General features: G+C 68.7%; 22 protein-coding genes. 4 read left to right on the top strand and 18 right to left on the bottom strand.

Going from position 1 to position 17,232, the window contains the following annotated elements; translation table 11 throughout:
- Window positions 1-55 precede the first annotated feature (55 nt).
- Window positions 56-970 carry a hypothetical protein gene (locus G545_RS0110625; RefSeq protein ID WP_154656576.1) on the top strand — a complete coding sequence of 305 codons (915 nt, stop codon included), beginning with the start codon at window positions 56-58 and terminating at the stop codon, window positions 968-970.
- 57 nt (window positions 971-1,027) lie between these two features.
- Here G545_RS0110625 and G545_RS0110620 read toward each other — a convergent pair whose 3' ends face one another.
- The 5 genes from G545_RS0110620 to G545_RS0110600 all read right to left on the bottom strand — a co-directional run bounded on the left by G545_RS0110620 (window position 1,028) and on the right by G545_RS0110600 (window position 4,250).
- Complete coding sequence (locus G545_RS0110620; RefSeq protein WP_027070361.1) at window positions 1,028-1,753, bottom strand: RDD family protein; 726 nt, start codon at window positions 1,751-1,753, stop codon at window positions 1,028-1,030.
- Complete coding sequence (tatC, locus tag G545_RS0110615; RefSeq protein ID WP_027070360.1) at window positions 1,750-2,490, bottom strand: twin-arginine translocase subunit TatC; 741 nt, start codon at window positions 2,488-2,490, stop codon at window positions 1,750-1,752. The genes G545_RS0110620 and tatC overlap by 4 nt, the downstream gene beginning before the upstream one ends.
- A gap of 14 nt (window positions 2,491-2,504) precedes the next feature.
- Window positions 2,505-2,999 carry a Sec-independent protein translocase protein TatB gene (gene tatB, locus G545_RS15420; RefSeq protein ID WP_027070359.1) on the bottom strand — a complete coding sequence of 165 codons (495 nt, stop codon included), beginning with the start codon at window positions 2,997-2,999 and terminating at the stop codon, window positions 2,505-2,507.
- 24 nt (window positions 3,000-3,023) lie between these two features.
- Window positions 3,024-3,275: a Sec-independent protein translocase subunit TatA gene (gene tatA / locus G545_RS0110605; RefSeq protein ID WP_027070358.1), complete on the bottom strand. Its 252-nt coding sequence runs from the start codon at window positions 3,273-3,275 to the stop codon at window positions 3,024-3,026.
- Window positions 3,276-3,350: 75 nt separating this feature from the next.
- A complete protein-coding gene (locus tag G545_RS0110600) occupies window positions 3,351-4,250 on the bottom strand; it encodes a lipid-binding SYLF domain-containing protein (protein WP_043711703.1) in 900 nt (299 codons plus the stop codon).
- A 133-nt stretch (window positions 4,251-4,383) separates the two neighbouring features.
- Here G545_RS0110600 and hemH point away from each other — a divergent pair, with 133 nt between their 5' ends.
- Window positions 4,384-5,364, top strand: coding sequence for a ferrochelatase (gene hemH, locus G545_RS0110595; RefSeq protein WP_052106912.1), 981 nt, complete (start codon window positions 4,384-4,386; stop codon window positions 5,362-5,364).
- Complete coding sequence (locus G545_RS0110590) at window positions 5,364-6,227, top strand: alpha/beta fold hydrolase (protein ID WP_027070355.1); 864 nt, start codon at window positions 5,364-5,366, stop codon at window positions 6,225-6,227. The genes hemH and G545_RS0110590 overlap by 1 nt, the downstream gene beginning before the upstream one ends.
- A 41-nt stretch (window positions 6,228-6,268) precedes the next feature.
- Here G545_RS0110590 and G545_RS14455 read toward each other — a convergent pair whose 3' ends face one another.
- The 3 genes from G545_RS14455 to ttcA are packed head-to-tail and all read right to left on the bottom strand — an operon-like array spanning window position 6,269 to window position 8,826.
- Window positions 6,269-7,093, bottom strand: coding sequence for a YgjP family zinc-dependent metalloprotease (locus tag G545_RS14455; RefSeq protein WP_052106762.1), 825 nt, complete (start codon window positions 7,091-7,093; stop codon window positions 6,269-6,271).
- Window positions 7,090-7,995 (bottom strand): recombination-associated protein RdgC, encoded by a 906-nt coding sequence (locus G545_RS0110580; RefSeq protein ID WP_027070354.1) that lies wholly within the window; start codon window positions 7,993-7,995, stop codon window positions 7,090-7,092. The genes G545_RS14455 and G545_RS0110580 overlap by 4 nt, the downstream gene beginning before the upstream one ends.
- Window positions 7,996-8,826: a tRNA 2-thiocytidine(32) synthetase TtcA gene (ttcA, locus tag G545_RS0110575; protein WP_027070353.1), complete on the bottom strand. Its 831-nt coding sequence runs from the start codon at window positions 8,824-8,826 to the stop codon at window positions 7,996-7,998.
- Window positions 8,827-9,008: 182 nt separating this feature from the next.
- Between ttcA and G545_RS0110570 the strand changes: the two genes are divergently transcribed.
- Entirely contained in the window at window positions 9,009-11,141 is a 2,133-nt protein-coding gene (locus tag G545_RS0110570; protein ID WP_027070352.1) for an Ig-like domain-containing protein, read from the top strand.
- Between the two features lie 51 nt (window positions 11,142-11,192).
- Here G545_RS0110570 and yghU read toward each other — a convergent pair whose 3' ends face one another.
- The 10 genes from yghU to G545_RS0110530 all read right to left on the bottom strand — a co-directional run bounded on the left by yghU (window position 11,193) and on the right by G545_RS0110530 (window position 17,203).
- A complete protein-coding gene (gene yghU / locus G545_RS0110565) occupies window positions 11,193-12,065 on the bottom strand; it encodes a glutathione-dependent disulfide-bond oxidoreductase (RefSeq protein WP_027070351.1) in 873 nt (290 codons plus the stop codon).
- Complete coding sequence (locus G545_RS0110560; RefSeq protein ID WP_027070350.1) at window positions 12,062-12,886, bottom strand: hypothetical protein; 825 nt, start codon at window positions 12,884-12,886, stop codon at window positions 12,062-12,064. The genes yghU and G545_RS0110560 overlap by 4 nt, the downstream gene beginning before the upstream one ends.
- Window positions 12,883-13,254 (bottom strand): hypothetical protein, encoded by a 372-nt coding sequence (locus G545_RS0110555; RefSeq protein WP_027070349.1) that lies wholly within the window; start codon window positions 13,252-13,254, stop codon window positions 12,883-12,885. Before G545_RS0110555 ends, G545_RS0110560 begins: the two co-directional genes overlap by 4 nt.
- A 31-nt stretch (window positions 13,255-13,285) precedes the next feature.
- A complete protein-coding gene (locus tag G545_RS0110550) occupies window positions 13,286-13,555 on the bottom strand; it encodes a Sec-independent protein translocase family protein (RefSeq protein WP_027070348.1) in 270 nt (89 codons plus the stop codon).
- A 21-nt stretch (window positions 13,556-13,576) separates the two neighbouring features.
- Window positions 13,577-13,990 carry a hypothetical protein gene (locus G545_RS0110545; protein ID WP_027070347.1) on the bottom strand — a complete coding sequence of 138 codons (414 nt, stop codon included), beginning with the start codon at window positions 13,988-13,990 and terminating at the stop codon, window positions 13,577-13,579.
- A 290-nt stretch (window positions 13,991-14,280) separates the two neighbouring features.
- On the bottom strand, window positions 14,281-14,685 hold the full coding sequence (locus G545_RS0110540; protein ID WP_027070346.1) for a hypothetical protein: 405 nt from the start codon (window positions 14,683-14,685) through the stop codon (window positions 14,281-14,283).
- Between the two features lie 62 nt (window positions 14,686-14,747).
- Entirely contained in the window at window positions 14,748-15,164 is a 417-nt protein-coding gene (locus G545_RS15675; protein ID WP_154656575.1) for a hypothetical protein, read from the bottom strand.
- A 21-nt stretch (window positions 15,165-15,185) separates the two neighbouring features.
- On the bottom strand, window positions 15,186-15,503 hold the full coding sequence (locus G545_RS15670; RefSeq protein ID WP_154656574.1) for a hypothetical protein: 318 nt from the start codon (window positions 15,501-15,503) through the stop codon (window positions 15,186-15,188).
- Between the two features lie 754 nt (window positions 15,504-16,257).
- Window positions 16,258-16,524, bottom strand: a complete 267-nt coding sequence (locus G545_RS15415) for a hypothetical protein (protein WP_081677855.1) — start codon at window positions 16,522-16,524, stop codon at window positions 16,258-16,260.
- Between the two features lie 73 nt (window positions 16,525-16,597).
- A complete protein-coding gene (locus G545_RS0110530) occupies window positions 16,598-17,203 on the bottom strand; it encodes a PIN domain-containing protein (RefSeq protein WP_027070344.1) in 606 nt (201 codons plus the stop codon).
- Window positions 17,204-17,232: the final 29 nt, after the last annotated feature.

Raw genomic sequence — 17,232 nt, 5'->3', positions numbered from 1 at the left:
ACGCATGGGCGCCGCCTTGGGGAAGGCGGCCTGAAGGACCAGGGGAGTAAGGGAAATGATCCGATCGGTATCGGCTTCGGCCGGCGTGGACTGGTTGAAGAACGCGATCAACCTCGGGCGGGGGAACCCGCGCGCGTTGTTCGGGGGGGCGGCGCTGGCGGTGGTCGCCATGGTGGCGCTGATGTTCGGGCTCGGGATCGTGCAGGGCCTTTTGCTGGCCGGCATGGGTTCGGCGGGCGCGATGGTGGCGGGCATGGCGGTGACCATGGTCGCGGTGGTGGTGGTCATCTCAATGCTGCTGGTCGGCTTCCTGCGCCTGGTGGACGACGTCGAGAACGGGCGGCCCACCAGCGCCGGGCGCGTGTTCGCCGGCTTTGGCGACCTTGGCGCCTCGCTGCGGGTCATCGGTTTCACGCTGGTGCTGACGCTGCTGCAGTACGCGGTGCTGGGGCTGTTGCTGGCCGTGCTCGCCCGCGACGCGCTGGGCTGGTATGCCCGGATGATGACGATGTCCGATCCCACCACGATGGACCCGGCGATGCTGGCTCTGCCCGATGGGATCGCCCTGGCGATGGTCGTCACGGTCGTGGTCGGGCTGGTGATGTACGCCGTGCAGGCGATCGGTGCCTGCCAGATCGCGCTGAAGGGGCGCGGGGTGTTCGGTTCCGTCGGTGACGGCCTGTCCGGGACCTTCCGCAACTTGCTGCCGCTGGTGGTACTGCTGCTGGTGGTGATCGCGGCGGCGATCGCGGTCGCCATCGTCGCCGGCATCCTCGCACTGGTGGTCGGGATGCTGGCCAAGCTTGCCGGGGCCTGGCTGGGCCTCGTGCTCGGCGTGCCGCTGTACCTGGCCTTCATGCTCGTCCTGTGGGTGGTCGGCATCGGGATCGCCTACCACCTGTGGCGCGACATCTGCGGCGGCGCGGACGACGCCCCGTTGCCGGTGGAGGCCGCTTCGGTCGGCGCCTGACCGGCGACCGTCAGGAACGGGGAGGGCGGCCCAGGGCCGCCCTTTTCCTTTGGTGGCCTAGTACCAGAACGCCTGCTCGAGCAGGTACTGCAGCCGCGCCGCCGTGCGGCTGCCCAGCCACCCGGCCGCGGCCACGGGCGCGAGCATGGCGAACAGCAGCCAGGGCCAGGCCCACGCCGGCAGTCCGCGCCGCGCCGCCACGACCCGGGTACGCGCGAGGCGATCGTGCAGCGCGCGGTGCTCCGGCCCGGCCAGTGCCATCAGGTGCCCCAGGTTGAGGGTGGCCCACGAGAGGCTGCCCGCCAGTTGCCGGACGAGCGCTTGGCCAAGGCCCAACCGGTCGCCGTCGGCCCCGGTGACGCGGAGTCCCAGCAGCCGCTTGCCGGGGCTCGCCTGGGCGCGCGAGGCCTCGAACCCGCCGAACCAGGCCACCAGCAGGACCACGAACGCGAGCAGGGGCGGCCACAGCGCCGCCCACACGGCGGGCGAAAGCCGGGCGGCGGCCTGCAGGGTCGGGGGCAGGAGCAGCAGGGGGAGGTCGGCCAGCCCCGCGCTGCCCCCGATCTGCGCATGGAGCGCCTCTGCCATGGCCGAGGCCAGCTCGTGCAGACCCGCGTCGGTCACCGCCTCCAGCCTCGCCAGCGCAGGCGCCAGCAGCGGCCAGGACAACACGAGCGCCAACAGTCCCGGCACCAGCGCATCCAGGGACCACGCCGTCGCGCGCTGCCAGAATCCGGCGGCGTGGGGACCGCGAACCACCGCCTCCTGCATGGGCGCCGTCACGCCTCGCGCCGCGGCCGTACCCAGCCGGCGGCGATGATGCCCGCCTCGTACAGCAGGCACATCGGGATCGCCAGCATCAGCTGCGACACCACGTCCGGCGGGGTGATGACCGCGGCGACGATGAAGACGCCGACGATCGCGTAGCCACGCGCCTCGCGCAGCTGCGCCGGGGTGACCAGCCCCAGCGCCGAGGCCACCACCAGCGCCACCGGCAGCTGGAAGCACAGCCCAAAGGCCAGCACCACCACCAGCACGAAGTCCAGGTACGCGTTGATGTCGGTCATCATCGCGACCCCTTCCGGCGCGACCATGACCAGGAAGCGGAACACCATCGGCAGCACCAGCCAGAAGGCGAAGGCGCAGCCCGCGTAGAACAGGCCCACCGCCGTGGCCAGCAGCGGCGCGGCCAGCCGCCTCTCGTGGCGGTACAGCCCGGGCGCGACGAAGGCCCAGGCCTGGTACAGCAGCCAGGGCATGGTCGCCAGCAAGGCGACGAAGAAGGCCAACTTGAGCGGCGCGAAGAACGGGCTGGCGACCTCGACCGCGATCAGCTGCCCGCCGGGCGGGAGCTTCTCCAGCAGCGGCGTGGCCAGCCAGCCGTACAGGCGGTTGGCGAACGGCAGCAGGCCCAGCAGCACCAGCAAGAGCCCCGCGATCGCACGCAGCAGCCGGGCGCGCAGTTCGACCAGATGGTCGACCAGGCGGGCTTCGGTGGCTTCGGGGCCGGCGTCCGGCATCGATCCGGAGGAACTCATGGGGCTTCGCGGGGTGCCCGCGGCGGGTCCGGTTCGCGGACGGGGGCGGGGTGCCCCGGCTCGTCCGGTGCCGGTGTCCCCGGGTCCGGATCATGCAGCGGCGGTTCGACGGGATCGGGATCGCCCTCGGGCGGAGTGTCCGGGCGCGGGTCCTCGACCGGCGGATCGGGCCGCTGCCCCGCGGCTCCGTCGCCCGGGCTTCGCCGGGCGGCGCGCTCCAGGCCGGCGGCATCGCGCTCGATCCCGGCGCGGGTCTCGCGCACGGCCGCTTCGGTTTCCTGCATCGAGGCCCGGGCGTGGTCCATGCTGCGGCGCAATTCGTCGGCGGCGATCTCTCGCTCGAACTCTGACTTCACCGAGTACCACTGCGCGCGCGCCCGGCGCACCCACAGGCCGGCGAACTTCGCCGCCCGCGGCAGCCGCTCGGGACCGAGCACGACCAGCGCCACTACTGCGACCAGCAGCAGCTCGGTAAAGCCGATGTCGAACATGCCACCCGGGCCCCCGGCCCGACGTCAGCGGCCGTCGCGGTCGCGCGGGGCGGGCTCGTCCTCGCGCCGCCGCGCGGCCACGTCGTCGGCGTCGCCGGGGCGCTCGTCCGGCAGCCGCTGCCGTGGCTTGTCGGCGTCCTCGTCGGACAGGCCCTGCTTGAAGCCCTTGACCGCCTCACCAACGTCACGGCCGACGTTCTTCAGGCGCTTGGTGCCGAACACCAGCACCACGATGACCAGCACGACGACCCAGTGCCAGATGCTGAAAGTGCCCATGGTTGAACCTGCCGGAGCCGTGAACGGTGCTCAGGATACCGCAGGGTCCCCGCACCTACGATGACAGGCGGCCGCTCAGGGAAGCGGCTCGCTGCGGACGCGGTCCTCGTCCGGTTCTACCGGCTGGAAGCCCTGCTGCGCCGGCGCGCTCGGACGCTCCTGCCCGGCGGGGACGTTGAGCGGCTGGCTGCCCCAATCCTGCTGGGCGGCGGGCGCGGCAGGAGCCGCCGGGGCGACGGCCGGCGCCGTCGCGGCTCGGCTCGCGGGAACGCTGCCGGCACGGCTCGCGTGGGCGGCCGCGGAGGCTTCCTCCAGCTGGTCGCGGAACGAGACCACCTCGGCGGACGGACGCTGCGGGGCGCGGTCCTCGAAGATCATCCGCGGCGTGGTGCCGGCGCCGTAGACGGCCTGGTTGGCCTCGTCGTCGATGGTCAGCACCGCGCCGTCCAGGGCCACGCCGGCGAACAGGCCGCGCGCGCGCGACCAGGACCAGATCTCCGCCTTCAGCTGGCCGTCGGTGGCCATGCCGGTGGTGCGGCCGATCGGGCCGGCGGCGACCGAGGCATCCGCGCCCAGGGTGATCTTGCCGTTGACGATGGAGTCCAGCCCGCGCTGGGTGGTGAAGGCCAGCACCACGTCCGAGGACTGCACGCCGGCCTGGAAGCCGATGCTGCCGCCGGTGAGCTTCACGAACGCGGGGTTCGACCAGGTGCCGTCGGCCGTCTTCACCGACAGCAGCCCGTGCCCGCGGCGGCCGCCCAGGACCAGGCCGATCTTGAGGGTGTCGGGGATGACGACGATTGCCTTGGCCTCGTCGAACATGGCCGCCGGGATGCCCGACTCGGGGATTGCCTGGATCTCCTGCAGCACGCGCAACGAGTTGCGGGCGCGCTCGTCCTCCTGGACGCCGGCGGTCGCCGGCAGGGCCACGGCAAGGGCGAGGACAACGGTGGCAAGGCGCGGCAGGATCGACATGTGCACTCCGGCGGTGAATGGCGGGACCGGGCCAATATAGAGGCCCGTGAAGGCTTCGACCGCGGACCGGCGCGAACGTTCAGCCAACGGTTGGCGGGCGGGCGTTCCGCTTGCCCCCGGTATCCTTGGGCGCATGAACGCTTCCACCGCCAGTGCACCCGCGCCCGCGCGGGCCTCGAGCGCCGTCGTGCTCGCCAACCTCGGCACCCCCGATTCCCCCACCCCGCCGGCCGTGCGCCGCTACCTGGGCGAGTTCCTGGGCGACCCCCGCGTCGTCGACCTGCCGCGCCTGTTCTGGCTGCCCCTGCTGCACGGGGTGGTGCTGCCGCTGCGGGCGCCGAAGGTGGCGCCGAAGTACGCGAGCGTCTGGATGGAGGGCGGCTCGCCACTGGCGGTCTACACACGCGGACTGGCCGACGCGGTGGCCGAGCGCATGCCCGGCGTGCGGGTGGTCGACGCGATGCGCTACGGCAACCCCTCGCTGGCCGCCGTGCTCCAGGACCTGCGCGCCTCGGGATTCGAGGACATCCTACTGGTGCCGCTGTACCCGCAGTACTCGACCACCACCACCGCTTCGATGCAGGACGTCGTCGACCGGGTTGGCGGCACCGGCATCCGCGTGGTCCAGGACTACCACGACGACCCGGCCTGGGTGGAGGCGGTGGCCGCTACGATCCGCGCCCGCCACCGCGAGCACGGGCCGGCGCACCTGCTGTTCTCCTTCCACGGGCTGCCGCAGAAGGTGGTCGACAACGGCGACCCCTACCAGCGCCAGTGCGAGGCCAGCGCCGCCGCGATCGCCGCCGCCGCGGGCCTTGAGCCGGGACAGTGGGACGTGTCCTACCAGTCGCGCTTCGGAAAGGCGAAGTGGCTGGAGCCGTCCACCTCCGGCACCCTGCAGCGGCTGGCCGACCAGGGCGTGCGCGAGGTCGACGTGATTGCCCCGGGCTTCGCCTCCGACTGCCTGGAGACGCTGGAGGAGATCTCCATGGAGCTGGCCGAGGAGTTCGCCGCGCGCGGCGGGAAGCTGCGCTACATCCCCTGCCTCAACGACAGCCCCGGGCACGCCGACGTGATTGCCGCCCTGGCCAGGCGCCACCTGGACCGCGACTGATGCGCGAGTTCGCCGTCGACACCGCGTTCGGCCGGCTGGCCGGGCTGCGCCGCCCGGGACCGCCCGGCGCGCCACGGGTGCTGGCGCTGCACGGCTGGCTCGACAACGCCGCGAGCTTCCTGCCGCTGCAGGAGCACCTGCCGGGCATCGAGCTGGCGGCCCTGGACATGCCCGGCCACGGCGCCAGCGCACACCTGCCACCCGCGGCCGAGTACACCGTCCCCAACACCGCGCGCGCGGTGTTTGCCGCGGCGGATGCGCTGGGCTGGGAGCGCTTCGTGCTGCTCGGCCACTCGCTGGGCGGCGCCGTCGCCAGCGTGATGGCCGCCGCGATGCCGGCCCGGATCCAGCGCCTGGCGGTGATCGAGTCGCTCGGCGCCCTGACCGAGGAAGAGGCCGAGAGCGGCCGCCGCCTGCAGGAGGCCTTCGCCGCCAGCGCGGCCCCGCAGCGCCCGCTGCGGCGCTTCCGTGATCCCGCGGTTGCGCTCAAGGCGCGTGTCGCGGCCGGTGGGATCGACGAGGCAGCCGCGCGGCTCCTGGTCGAGCGCGGGATCGCCCCGGTGCGCGGCGGCGAGGAGCCTCCCGGCTTCAGCTGGCGCAGCGACCCGCGCCTGACCCGCCCCACCGCCGTGCGCATGACCGAAGGCCAGGTGCGCGGCATCCTCGCCGCGATCGAGTGCCCGGTGCGCGTGGTGTACGCGAACCCGCCGCAGTCGTATTTCCCCGAGGAGCAGCGGCAAGCCCGGTATGCCTGCCTGCGCGATGCCAGCCTGGTCACGCTGGAAGGCGGGCACCACCTGCACATGGAGCAGGCGGAGCGCGTTGCCGGCGAGCTGCGCGGCTTCCTCGAAGGCACCGCCTGAGCCCTGCCCCCGTCGTTCCCGCGAAAGCGGGAACCCACGAGTCAGCTCCCGGCACCCCCGCCCAGCAACGCCTTCAAACGCGCCTTCACCCTACCCCCGTTCTCCCGCAGCCAATCCCGCTCCTCCCGCCAGGCCGGGAACCGCGCCTCCACCTCCGCCCAGAATCGCGGCGAGTGGTTGGCCTGCAGCAGGTGGCAAAGCTCGTGCACCAGCACGTACTCGAAGGCCGAAGGCCGCGCCAGCACCAGCGCCAGGTCCAGCGACACGGTCCCGTCCGGCGCCAGCGAGCCCCATTGCGAACGCACGGGCCGGATGCGGAACGACCGGGGCGCGCGGGGCAGACCGGAAAGGTACGAAGGCAGCCAGCGACCCACCTGCGCGCGGGCGTGGGCGAGATAGAACTCGCGCAGCACCCGCACCGCGGCGGCGGGGGTGGCCCGTTCCGGGAATTCGAACAGCAGCCCGTCCGGATCAGAGGGGTCCTCGCCCAGCCGCGCAAGGCGGGCAGGCTGCCAGCGCAACGGGCGCTCGGCGCCCTGCAGCGGCAGGGACGCGGTCGCGAATGGCTCGAGTGGCGCCTGCGACGGCGGCGCGTGGCGATGCAGCTGCGTGGCCAGCCAGCCTGCGTGCTCGGCCACGAAGCGCTCGCCAGCGGCGAGGCTGGCGCGCGGGGGCAAGGTCAGCCGGGCGCCGCGGTCATCGACCGAGAGCTTGATGCGGCGGGCACGCGGGTGGCGGGCGTAGGGGACTTCGACCGTGCGGCCGTCGGGGAGGACGGCCTGCAGGGAGGCTCGGGTGGATGGCGATGCCGGAGGAAGGTCCCTGGATCCCCGCGTGCGCGGGGATGACGGCGCAACGGGGTTCACCCCTCGGCGCGGCTCAGCTTCATGGCCGACTCCAGCACCGAGAACAGCCGCTTCACTTCGGCCGCCATCAGGATGAAGCGGGCGTCCATCTCGGCGCGCACGTCGTCGGCATCGGTGGACTCCAGCTCGTCGACGGCGCCCTCGAGCAGCTTGAACTTGCGCACCACCAGGTCCTCGCCCAGCACGAAGCTGACGTGGTCGTCCAGGCTCAGTGCCAGGCGGGTGACCTGCTTGCCGGACTCCAGGTGGCGGGCGATCTCGTCGCTGTGCAGGTCCATGCGCTGCACCTTGACCACCGCGCCCTGGTCGACCGGGTCGCGCAGCTCGCACTCCTCGCCGATCACCAGGCCTTCGGGCATCTCGCCGCCGGCGACCCAGCCGGTCAGCACCGAACGGGGGGCGATCTCGGCATTGAGCGGCAGGGCCGGGAAGCTGCCCAGGGCGCGACGCACCTCGCTCACCAGCGCCTCGCCGGTCTTGCGGCTGGAGGTGTCGATGGCGATCACGCCGTGGGTGGTGTCGATGAGCGCGTCGGTCTTCGAGGGCTTCACGAAGGCGCGCGGCAGCAGCTCGGTGATGAGCTCGTCCTTCAGCCGCTTGCGGGTGCGGCCGCCGGGGCGCTGGCCTTCCTTCTCCTCGATCTCGTCGAGCTTGCGCGAGAGCATGTCGTTGACCACCGCGCCCGGCAGCAGCCGGTCCTCTCCGCCGAGGGTCACCCACACTGCGTCACCCTGGCGGGCGGCCAGCACTTCGGAGTCACGACCGTAGGGGGAGATGAACCCGCGGGTGGACAGTTCCAGCGGGCCGACGGGGCGGAGCTGGCATTCGTCCAGTCCGGCGTCGAGGGTGTCGAGCTTGAGCGAGGTGGGGTAGCGGAAGAAGGTCAGGTTGCGGAAGAACATTCAGGAATCCGGTTGGGTGGGCCTGAGCCCGAGGAAATCGAACAGCTTCGGGTCGGCCAGCTGCGAGGGCCGGATGTCGCCCAAGGCCCGGGCGATGGTCTCGATCCGCCCCGGCGTCTCGCGCTCCCACTCGGCCATCATCCGCTGCACCTGCTTGCGCTGCAGGTTCTCCTGGCTGCCGCACAGGTTGCAGGGGATGATCGGGAACGCCTTGAGTTGCGCGTAGCGGGCGATGTCGGCCTCGGCGGCGTAGGCCAGCGGGCGGATCACCACGTGGCGGCCGTCGTCGGACAGCAGCTTGGGCGGCATGCCCGACACCTTGGCGTGGAAGAACAGGTTGAGGAAGAAGGTCGCCACCAAGTCGTCGCGGTGGTGGCCCAGGGCGATCTTCGTGATGCCGTTCTCGGCCGCCCAGGTGTACAGCGAGCCCCGGCGCATGCGCGAGCACAGCGAGCATAGGGTCTTGCCCTCGGGCACCACGCGCGTCACCACCGAATAGGTGTCCTGCTCGATGATGTGGTGGGGAACGCCGATGGACCGCAGGTACTCCGGCAGCACGTGCTCCGGGAAGCCGGGCTGCTTCTGGTCCAGATTCACCGCGACCAGCTCGAACTTCACCGGTGCCTTGCGCTGCAGCTGCAGCAGCACGTCCAGCATGGTGTAGCTGTCCTTGCCGCCGGACAGGCAGACCATCACCTTGTCGCCGTCCTCGATCATTCCGAAGTCGGCGATCGCCTGGCCGACCTGGTGGCGCAGGCGCTTGCCCAGGCGCTCCAGCTCGCCGGCGGAGCTGCGGGGTGCGGGTTCGGCCAGGGGCAGGACGATGCTCATGTGCCCGCCAGTTTAGCTGCGTGCGCCCCGGCCAGGCCGCCGAGCCGGGCGCCGATTGTGCACACCTTGGCAGTTCCCGCCCGCAGATCGCGATCTACCAGCATTCGGCCCCGTGTGCGCCCGGCCTTTCCCCCTTTGCCGGGCGCCGCGGGGCCGATCTTCATCCAAAGGGAGAGTGGATCATGATCAAGAGAACGACCTGGATCGTCGGCGCCTTGCTGGGCGGCCTGATGGCCTGCACCACGGCCGCGGCGACCGCCCGGGATCCGGGGCCGCGCCTGGGCGACGGGGCCATCGACGATGCCGCCGTCACCGCGCGCGGCCGGACCATCCGCATTGACGTGCTGGCCAACGACCCGGGGGCTGGCTGGAACACCCCGGTGCACCTGCTCCGGCGTCCCGCCAACGGGCGGGCGAAGGTAGTGGGCCAGCAGGTGGTCTACACGCCCAACCCGGGGTTTACCGGTCGCGACACGCTGAGCTACATGGTCAAGACCCCACGCCGCCCCGGCATGGCACAGGTGACCATCGATGTGGGCGAGGCGCTGAGGCTGGAGGGGCGGGTGACCGAGGGTAGTGGCGGCGCAGCGGTCACGGCGTGGGTCGGAGGCCATCGGTTCGGCACCAGGGCGGATGTCCGCGGCAACTACGCGATCGAGGTGATCGGTCTGGGCGATCGGGTCGTCCGGCTGGAGAGCCGCCAGGGGCAGATCGTGCTGGCCAGCATAGTCGGCGGTTTCGAGCACCTTCGCGTGGAAGCGGGCAGCGACGGCATCCTCACCCGCGACGAGAACAACCAGGTCCAGGTCAGCCGCCTGAGCACGGCACATGCCTTCCTGGCACAGCTGGCCAACGACGGCGAGCCGATCGAGAGCGGGGCGGGACTCGCTGCCGTGGGGTCCGCGATGGACCTGGACGAGCTGCTGCCGATGTCGGCGGCACTGAAGCTGGTGGTCGACGGCAGCCACGCGTTGCCCCGGGGCGTCAGGGACACCATGGAGCTGATCAGCGATGCCGACGCGTATCGACGGTTCATGGACTCTGTCGATGCGGCTGCCCCCGGCGCGATCGATGCGGCCATCGCCGCCACCCTGACGGACCCGGAGGTGATCGCCCCTGCGGACATTGCAGCCATGACGGGAGCGAAATGGCTGCTGCCGGGCAGCGCGGCCGGCACGATCCGCGTGGGCGTCATTGGTGGCGAGCGCCTGGTCCTGGAGGCTGGCGGCTCTGGCACCTACGTCGATACCCGGCCGGTCCTGGACACCGGGGCGACGTGGGTCATGTCCGGTCCCGCGGCGACCATCATGCTCGACACCCCGCGGCCGCGGGAGTACGTCGGATACCGCGACGGCGCGCAGGTCCGCCAGGTCTTCAGCACCGTGCGACTGGACGTCACTCCCCTGGTCGCAGGTGGTGATGGGCGCGACATCTTCGCCGTCACCTCCCACAACGTCGTTTCCCACCCCGACAACCCGGAGCACCCCGACGTCGCCAGCACCCACACGCGCTCCGTGCTCGCATATCGGGATGGAGTGGCCGAGGTTCCCTTCCGGGCAGGGGAGATCCCCGCCGTCCGCGCGCTGCAGCTGCACCGGCCCGAGATCTACGGCCGGGGCAGCGAGGAAAGGACCTCCGGATCGAACTACGCGCTGCACCGGTTCGACATTGGTGGCGGTGGCGCGGTGCTCGACGACGGGCAGTCGTTCGCCTGGACGCTGGATGGACGTGGGCGCCTGCACGTCTCCTACGGCGACGGGGATGCTGCCGAGTTCGTGCGCGTACTGCAGGACGGCCGGAAAGGGGATGGAGTGGTGGGCGCCTTCCGGCTCGCCGACGGCCGCAGCAAGACAATCTTCGCCATGTCCGCCGTGCGGGACGGCAGCCTGGAGTTCGATGCCGGCAACCTGGCCAGGTCGTGGCGCTCCGGGTTCAATGCCTCCGAACCCACCGACGCCGGTGGGCAGCCGGTCGATTTTTTCATCGTCCTGGACGGCCCCGGGCAGACCGGGCGCCAGGTGTCCGTCGATGTTCGCGGGGTGGGTTGGTCACCGCTGGTCTGGGAGCTGGCGGAGGGGATGATGGTGGCGCGGCGCTACCGCGACCACAGCGGCTGGACCACCAAATGCACCCCCGGGGTCAACGGCTGTTACCTGTTCATGGAGCGGCGCTGGGTGCCGGTCTCCCGGCACGGGGGACGGATTTACGTGCACGAGGAGCTATGGAGCGTGCAGGACACCGCAGGCACGGGACCGCTGGAGCTGCTCAGCCAGCGCGGCAACTTCTACCAGCTCGAAGCGGCGCCATCCCCCTGAGCAAAAACCCTGGACGCGCCGCCTGGTGCCGGCGGCGCGTTCCCCTTGCCGCTACGGACCAGCGAGCCGGTCGGCGGTACGGTCCTGGAAGTCGCTGGCCGCGTGCCGCTCATGAAGCTGTTCAGACAGCTCGCCCCAAGTGCGGTTGACCATGCGGCCGCGCTGCACAGCTGGGCGCTGGAAGATCTCCCCGGCCCAGCGTGCCACGTTGCGGTAGCTGGCGGCGTCGAGGAACTCGGCGGCGCCCTCGTACACCTCGCCGCGCACGATCTGCCCGAACCACGGCCAGTTGGCGATATCGGCGATGGTGTACTCGTCGCCCGCCACGTAGCGATGGTCGGCCAGCTGCCGGTCGAGCACGTCGAGCAGGCGCTTGGTCTCCATCGTGTAGCGGTTGATCGGGTACTCGTACTTCTCCGGCGCGTAGGCGAAGAAATGCCCGAAGCCGCCGCCGACGAACGGCGCGCTGGCCATCTGCCAGAACAGCCAGTTCAGGCACTCGGTGCGGCGCGCCGTGTCGGTCGGCAGGAAGGCGCCGAACTTCTCCGCCAGGTACAGCAGGATCGAGCCGGACTCGAACACCCGCACCGGCGGGTCCATGCCACGGTCGAGCAGGGCCGGGATCTTGGAGTTGGGATTGATCTCGACGAAGCCACTGCCGAACTGCTCGCCCTCGCCGATGGTGACCAGCCACGCGTCGTACTCGGCACCGGCGTGTCCGGCCTCCAGCAGCTCCTCGAGCATGATCGCCGCTTTCATCCCGTTGGGCGTGGCCAGCGAATACAGCTGCAGCGCGTGCTCGCCGACGGGGAGCGCCTTGTCGTGCGTCGGCCCGGCGACCGGCCGGTTGATGCTGGCGAACTTGCCGCCGCTGGCGGCCTCCCACTTCCAGACGCGCGGCGGGGTGTAGGTGGGGTCGGTCATGGCGGACTCCATGCGTGGGGGAGTGGCCCATTGTGGGCCAGCAGCGCTTCCATCGTCCGCGCCGGGTACTGCACCACCATGGGCGTGCCTGGCCGCGGCGGCGGAGCATCCGCCGGCCTGAGTGATGCCTCCAGCCCGCTGTCGCTGCCGTAGATCGGTGCCTTCACCATCAGCGGCCCCGGGGCGGGGAGCGCTCCATGCAAGGCCCGGTAGACGAGTACTGCATTGAGCAGGGCCAGGTCCTTGCCGGGGTGCATACCGTCCGCCGCGAACCAGTCCAGCTCCGGTTGCACGTTGCGCAGTCGCCGGAGCGTTTCCGACACTTCGACATAGGCGATCCCCGCCTCGTCCGCAGCTTGTGCCTCCGCTTCCACCAGGCGCTGCGAGGCCGCCGGGTGGGACTGGTAGGTGCCGAGGAGGACGACCCGGACCCCGTTCCGGCTGGCGAGATCCGAGAGGTTCCGGATGGCGTGGCGTGAGTCCGCGCACGAGTCAGGGCCGAAGGCGCACAGGAGATCGCCCCCGCGCTCCTGGAGGACCAGGGCGGTATACCGGCGTCCTGCCAAGGCATCGCCCACGGAGTGGTCGGCCACCCGCTGCGCGAGGGTGGCCCCGCCCTGGACGATCATGTCCGCGTCGGCAGGTTCCCCATTCGCAGCGGCAAGGGCGGAATAGATCGCGGGGACGTTGCCGAAGTAGGTGAGGCTGTTGCCGACGAACAGCACACGGGCTGGCTGCTCCTGCCGCACCGGTGCGTGGCACGCCCCGAGGCTCAGGAAGAGCAAGGCGACAAGGGCAGCCCGCATGGCCAGGACGCTCATCCGGCGCACCACAGCGCAATGCCGCCGATCGCAAACAGGACCACCCAGGACAGGTGCTTGCCGCGGGTGAGCACCAACGGCAGCACGCCGGACGCAAGGAAGGTCACTCCGATGACCTGGAGCATGCTGGACGCGTTGGGGCCGTGGCGGCCCGCAAGCGCCAGCAATCCGGCAAAGCCGAACCAGGCCACCGTGGTGATGTGCCAGGCGAAGCGCAGCGTCCGCGTCGTGAACTCGGTGCCGCCGAAGAGGCGGGGCAGATCACCTCGGCGGAACAGCCGCCGGAGGATGTAGCGCTCGCCGAGCAGTGAATGGGCCATGCCCAAAGCGACGGCGAGGAATGCTGCGAGGTAGAGGAGACCGTCCATGGCGGTTACCGACGCGTCCGGAGGCGGCCGCTCAAACCTGATCGAGGATCTGCGATCTCTTCATCTCGTACTCCGCGCTGCTGACCATGCCCTGCTCCTTGAGATCCTGCAGGCGTCGTAACCGGTCGCCTGCCTCGGAAACCTCAGCCGGCATGGGTTTGCCGCCAGGTTGACGCTCCAGGCGACCCGCCCCGCGTCTCGACAGCCGCACTGCGACCCAGACGGCGAGGCCGATCACCATCGCCGGTACGAAGACGATCAGGACCAGCACGAGCCAGTGCCACAGACTGAAGCTCCCCATGTACCCCCTCCTTGGATCGATTCAGGGCGTAAGGGCGAGAACCGCGTCCTGCGCCGAGACAACAACGGAGTTGTTACGGACCTCGGAACGGTAGCTCGCGGACCGCCCATCGGGAGCGACGGTGACGGAGAACATCAAGCTGATCGCGTCCGGTGCGCCGGTCGTGCCGACCTCGACCTTCGCGGGCACGCCGGGCTTCACGGTCAAGCTGGGACCCGCCAGCACCCGCCCGTCCCGGGCGTCGGTAACCACCGCACTGACAAGGAACGAATCGGTGTCGCGGATCGGCTTTACGCGCACCCGGACGTCCGGCTGTGCGCCCTTCCAGGCGTCCGGGTCCGACGGGGCGGGGTGTTCGACGGGAATCGGTGGCGAGCCAGCGGCAAGCGCAGGGAACGGGAGGGCGAGCAAGACGATGGCCAGCAGATTTCTCATGCAATCTCCTTGAAACTCAAGGCCCGAACCTCAAGGCCACGGAACCCAGGACCAGGCCGAAGCCGGCATAGCCGAGGACGCGAGCGGGCGAGCGCGCAGGCCTTCCCTCGCGAAATCCCAGATGCGGATGACCGCGAAGAACGCCAACAAGGCAGGAACAGGTACCCCATTACGCCCCCGTCAGCCGCAGTGCAGCTGTGCTGCGTCGATGCTACAGCATTGGCTCAGCGGGGCGGCCCGCTTGAAAAACGGGCCCGGACCGAATGGACCGTCGGGTGCGACACCGCCACCTAGGTGTTTGTGGGATGCGGCGCAAAGTCGAGACCGAAGTAGAACCTGTCCTTCGGAGCTGGTGGGTACGTCCGTGCCCGGATCGACTCCTCAAGGCAATGCGCGAACTCAGTGTCGGCGCTCGTAAAGAAGTCTCCTACCGCTCCATCCGCCTCGACTACGAAAACCAGGCCCAGGGTAGTGAGTTCCTCCCCTTGTGCCAGCGACGCGCAGCGGCCCAGGCCAGCCTGGAACGCGGGCGCAAACGCAGGGCGCATCTCCCCCAAGTACCACTCCTGATACTCAGGATTGGTTGCGTCCTCGCGACCCTGGCTCCTCGCAGCATCGAAGGGAGTGTCGATCCCGATGGCACCGGCAACGGGAGCGAAGATCAGCAATGCCAGTGCCGCGGTACGAATATGCATGTTGCCTCCATGGCGTAACACAAGAGTCAAGCCACGCTGCCACGCGTGGGCGGCTTGAGTGATTAGTCAGGTGCCCAGAGGCTCAAGGCAGCGAGCACCAACAACGCGTAGACCGCCGAAAGCCCCACCCACGCGGCCATCATGCCAAAAAGGGTGATGCCAGGCAGGTGGCTGTCAGCCAGCGCGAACAGTGTGCCTTGGCCAATAGTCAGAGCAATGATCGCTGCGGTGAGCCGCCAGGTGTTCACGCGATACAACACGTCGCGAAAGACGAAGCATGCTGGTGCATGTCCCACCACCGAGCAGCACCAAGCAACACCAGTAACGAAAGCAAAGATTTGTACGTCTCCTGCGCAGCCGAATTTCGGATCGCAGTTTCCACATATGTAGGCATCGAAGAGCGCATGGCTGACGAGCCCCACCCACGGGATGGCGCCAGGTACCGCAGCTGCTACTACAGATCGCCACAGCCGCATCATTTGGGCGCCTAGCACTCTGAGTCAAGCCGAACCGCGAAGCGGTTTCGGCTTGAATGAGCTATTAGGCACCTGACCGGTGAGCCGCGCCTGTCGAAGGAGTTTGCCCGAAACCCATAGATTTCTGGCTGGGACCACGAGACCCGACTCAAAAGGCGTGAACAGCACGGTCATGATGAGCATTGGGGCCAGTCCGATGGTCTTGGCTCGGGGATCGATGGATCGGCAGGTCCGGTGAACCGCAGTTGCGTACGCGATCACCGGTGGCACCGTTACCAACGCCAGCAGGATCGCGGCGGCGATTGTGGCCCGGGATGCGTGGGTGACAGCTGTGACGATCATGGCAGTGAACCAAGCGAGGTGTATCACGTAGCTCTGTAGCAGACGTTTTCGTTGCCTCTGTAGCTTCGTGAGGGCGCAAGGTTCCATATCCGCCTAACGCCTGGATTAAGCCGAGCCGCGAAGCGGCTTCGGCTTGAATGAATTGTTAGGCCGCGGCGCAGTCAACGCCGCGCAACCGGAGTGCTTTACAAAGGGAATCAAGCCTGGCCTCATTGTCACCGTCCGCGACGAAATAGCGGCCACTCTGTAGGGCACGCATGCCGGAGTCGAATGCGAACACAGGCGGATCGTAGTCTTTCACGGAGCCCTCTAGATAGTAGCTAAGCGGGTTATCGGGCCGCTTATTTGAATATACGCACTCAAGCTGGGACAACCACTTGCCGAGCAAAGAGCTAATTTTGTGCAAGCCTGGGAACTTCTGCCGAAGCGGAGTGGAAAGAAAATGCACCTCTCCGACGGTCCAGAGTTGACCGCGACGGATACGAGGGAGAAAGACAGTGACGACCGGAGATCCGCCAGGGTCAATGGTTCCATCCGGACGATAGGAAAGCGGCCCGTACGCAGGGAAGGAAAGGACGAGTCCTCGGGCCGACGGTATCTCCATCGGGGCTTGGCTGAGAGAACGGAACCATTCGAGGACTTCGGAAGGTTCGGTGGGGTCTGCAATAAATCTATGAGTGGTGCCCATGTCTCATCCGCGGCCTAACACCTGAGTTAAGCCGACCCGCGAAGCGGGTTCGGCTTGAATGACTTGTTAGGCCTCACTAGATGTGGCCTTGGCGAATCGGTCTTGGAAGTCAGTGCCGAGCATACGATCAACTGCGCCAAGCCTCTCGATGGCTTGTTCGGCGTCGAACGTGTTGCCCCGAAGCGCATTATCAGCCTCATTGTGCAAGGCGTAGGCCAGATGTGCGGCTGCACGAACCGGTAGCTCGGATGTGCTTTGGCTACCGAGGTGTCCAGCCAAGAGAAGGCGGATCTCGTAGACGGCAAACGCGAGCAGTTGTTCTTGTTGGCTCATGCGAGAATCTTCTTCTGAGGCCTAACACCTGAGTTAAGCCGCGCCGCGAAGCGGCGTCGGCTTGGACGAATTGTTAGCAGCGTTGCTCGGGAAGTGAGTAGCTGACCTTGGTTTCATTGACCGACACGTAACCCTTGTTCTGGAGCGCCTTGAGCAAAGATGACAGTTCGTCCTCAGCTAGAGCCTTCTGGAATAGCGAACTAATCGTGCTTGCCAGGGTCTTGACTGTGCGCGGTCGCGACGACCCGCGCTGCTTGAGGTTGGCGACAACTACTTCGAGCTTTTCCGCCGGGCTCTTGGAGTTTGCGGCCTTTACAATCGGCATGTCGCCGATGTCTTTCGAACGGCACGCGTAGATCTTTTTGGTTTTGAGGTGGGCGATTAATGGATCAAAGCCGGTGTCCTTCGAAATGATGTGGAAGAAGCTGTTTGGATCAGCTGCGGCTAGCTGGCCGATGTAGAACGCGACGTGAAAATCGAGAGCGTTTGGACCGTTGCCAGCGATCTTCACGTAGCTCGCCTTCGGCCCGAGACGCTGAAGAGTGTCCGCGATCTCGTAGTTCACCTTGGCCTGGTTCGCGCCGACAAAGACGTAAATCTGGAAATGTTCCTTTTCTAACGCCGCCAGCGCCGATGGCTGCACGTTCTCGTAGTCAATCAGCACATAGTTGGTGCGCAAACGAGATACTCTCCTTGGCTGCTAACACC

Origin of the sequence: Lysobacter defluvii IMMIB APB-9 = DSM 18482 (assembly GCF_000423325.1) — a bacterium.
In the GTDB taxonomy this organism is placed as follows: Bacteria; Pseudomonadota; Gammaproteobacteria; order Xanthomonadales; family Xanthomonadaceae; genus Novilysobacter; species Novilysobacter defluvii.
Note: the sequence above shows the minus strand (reverse complement) of the source record. Positions and strands in the feature narration are given on the sequence as shown.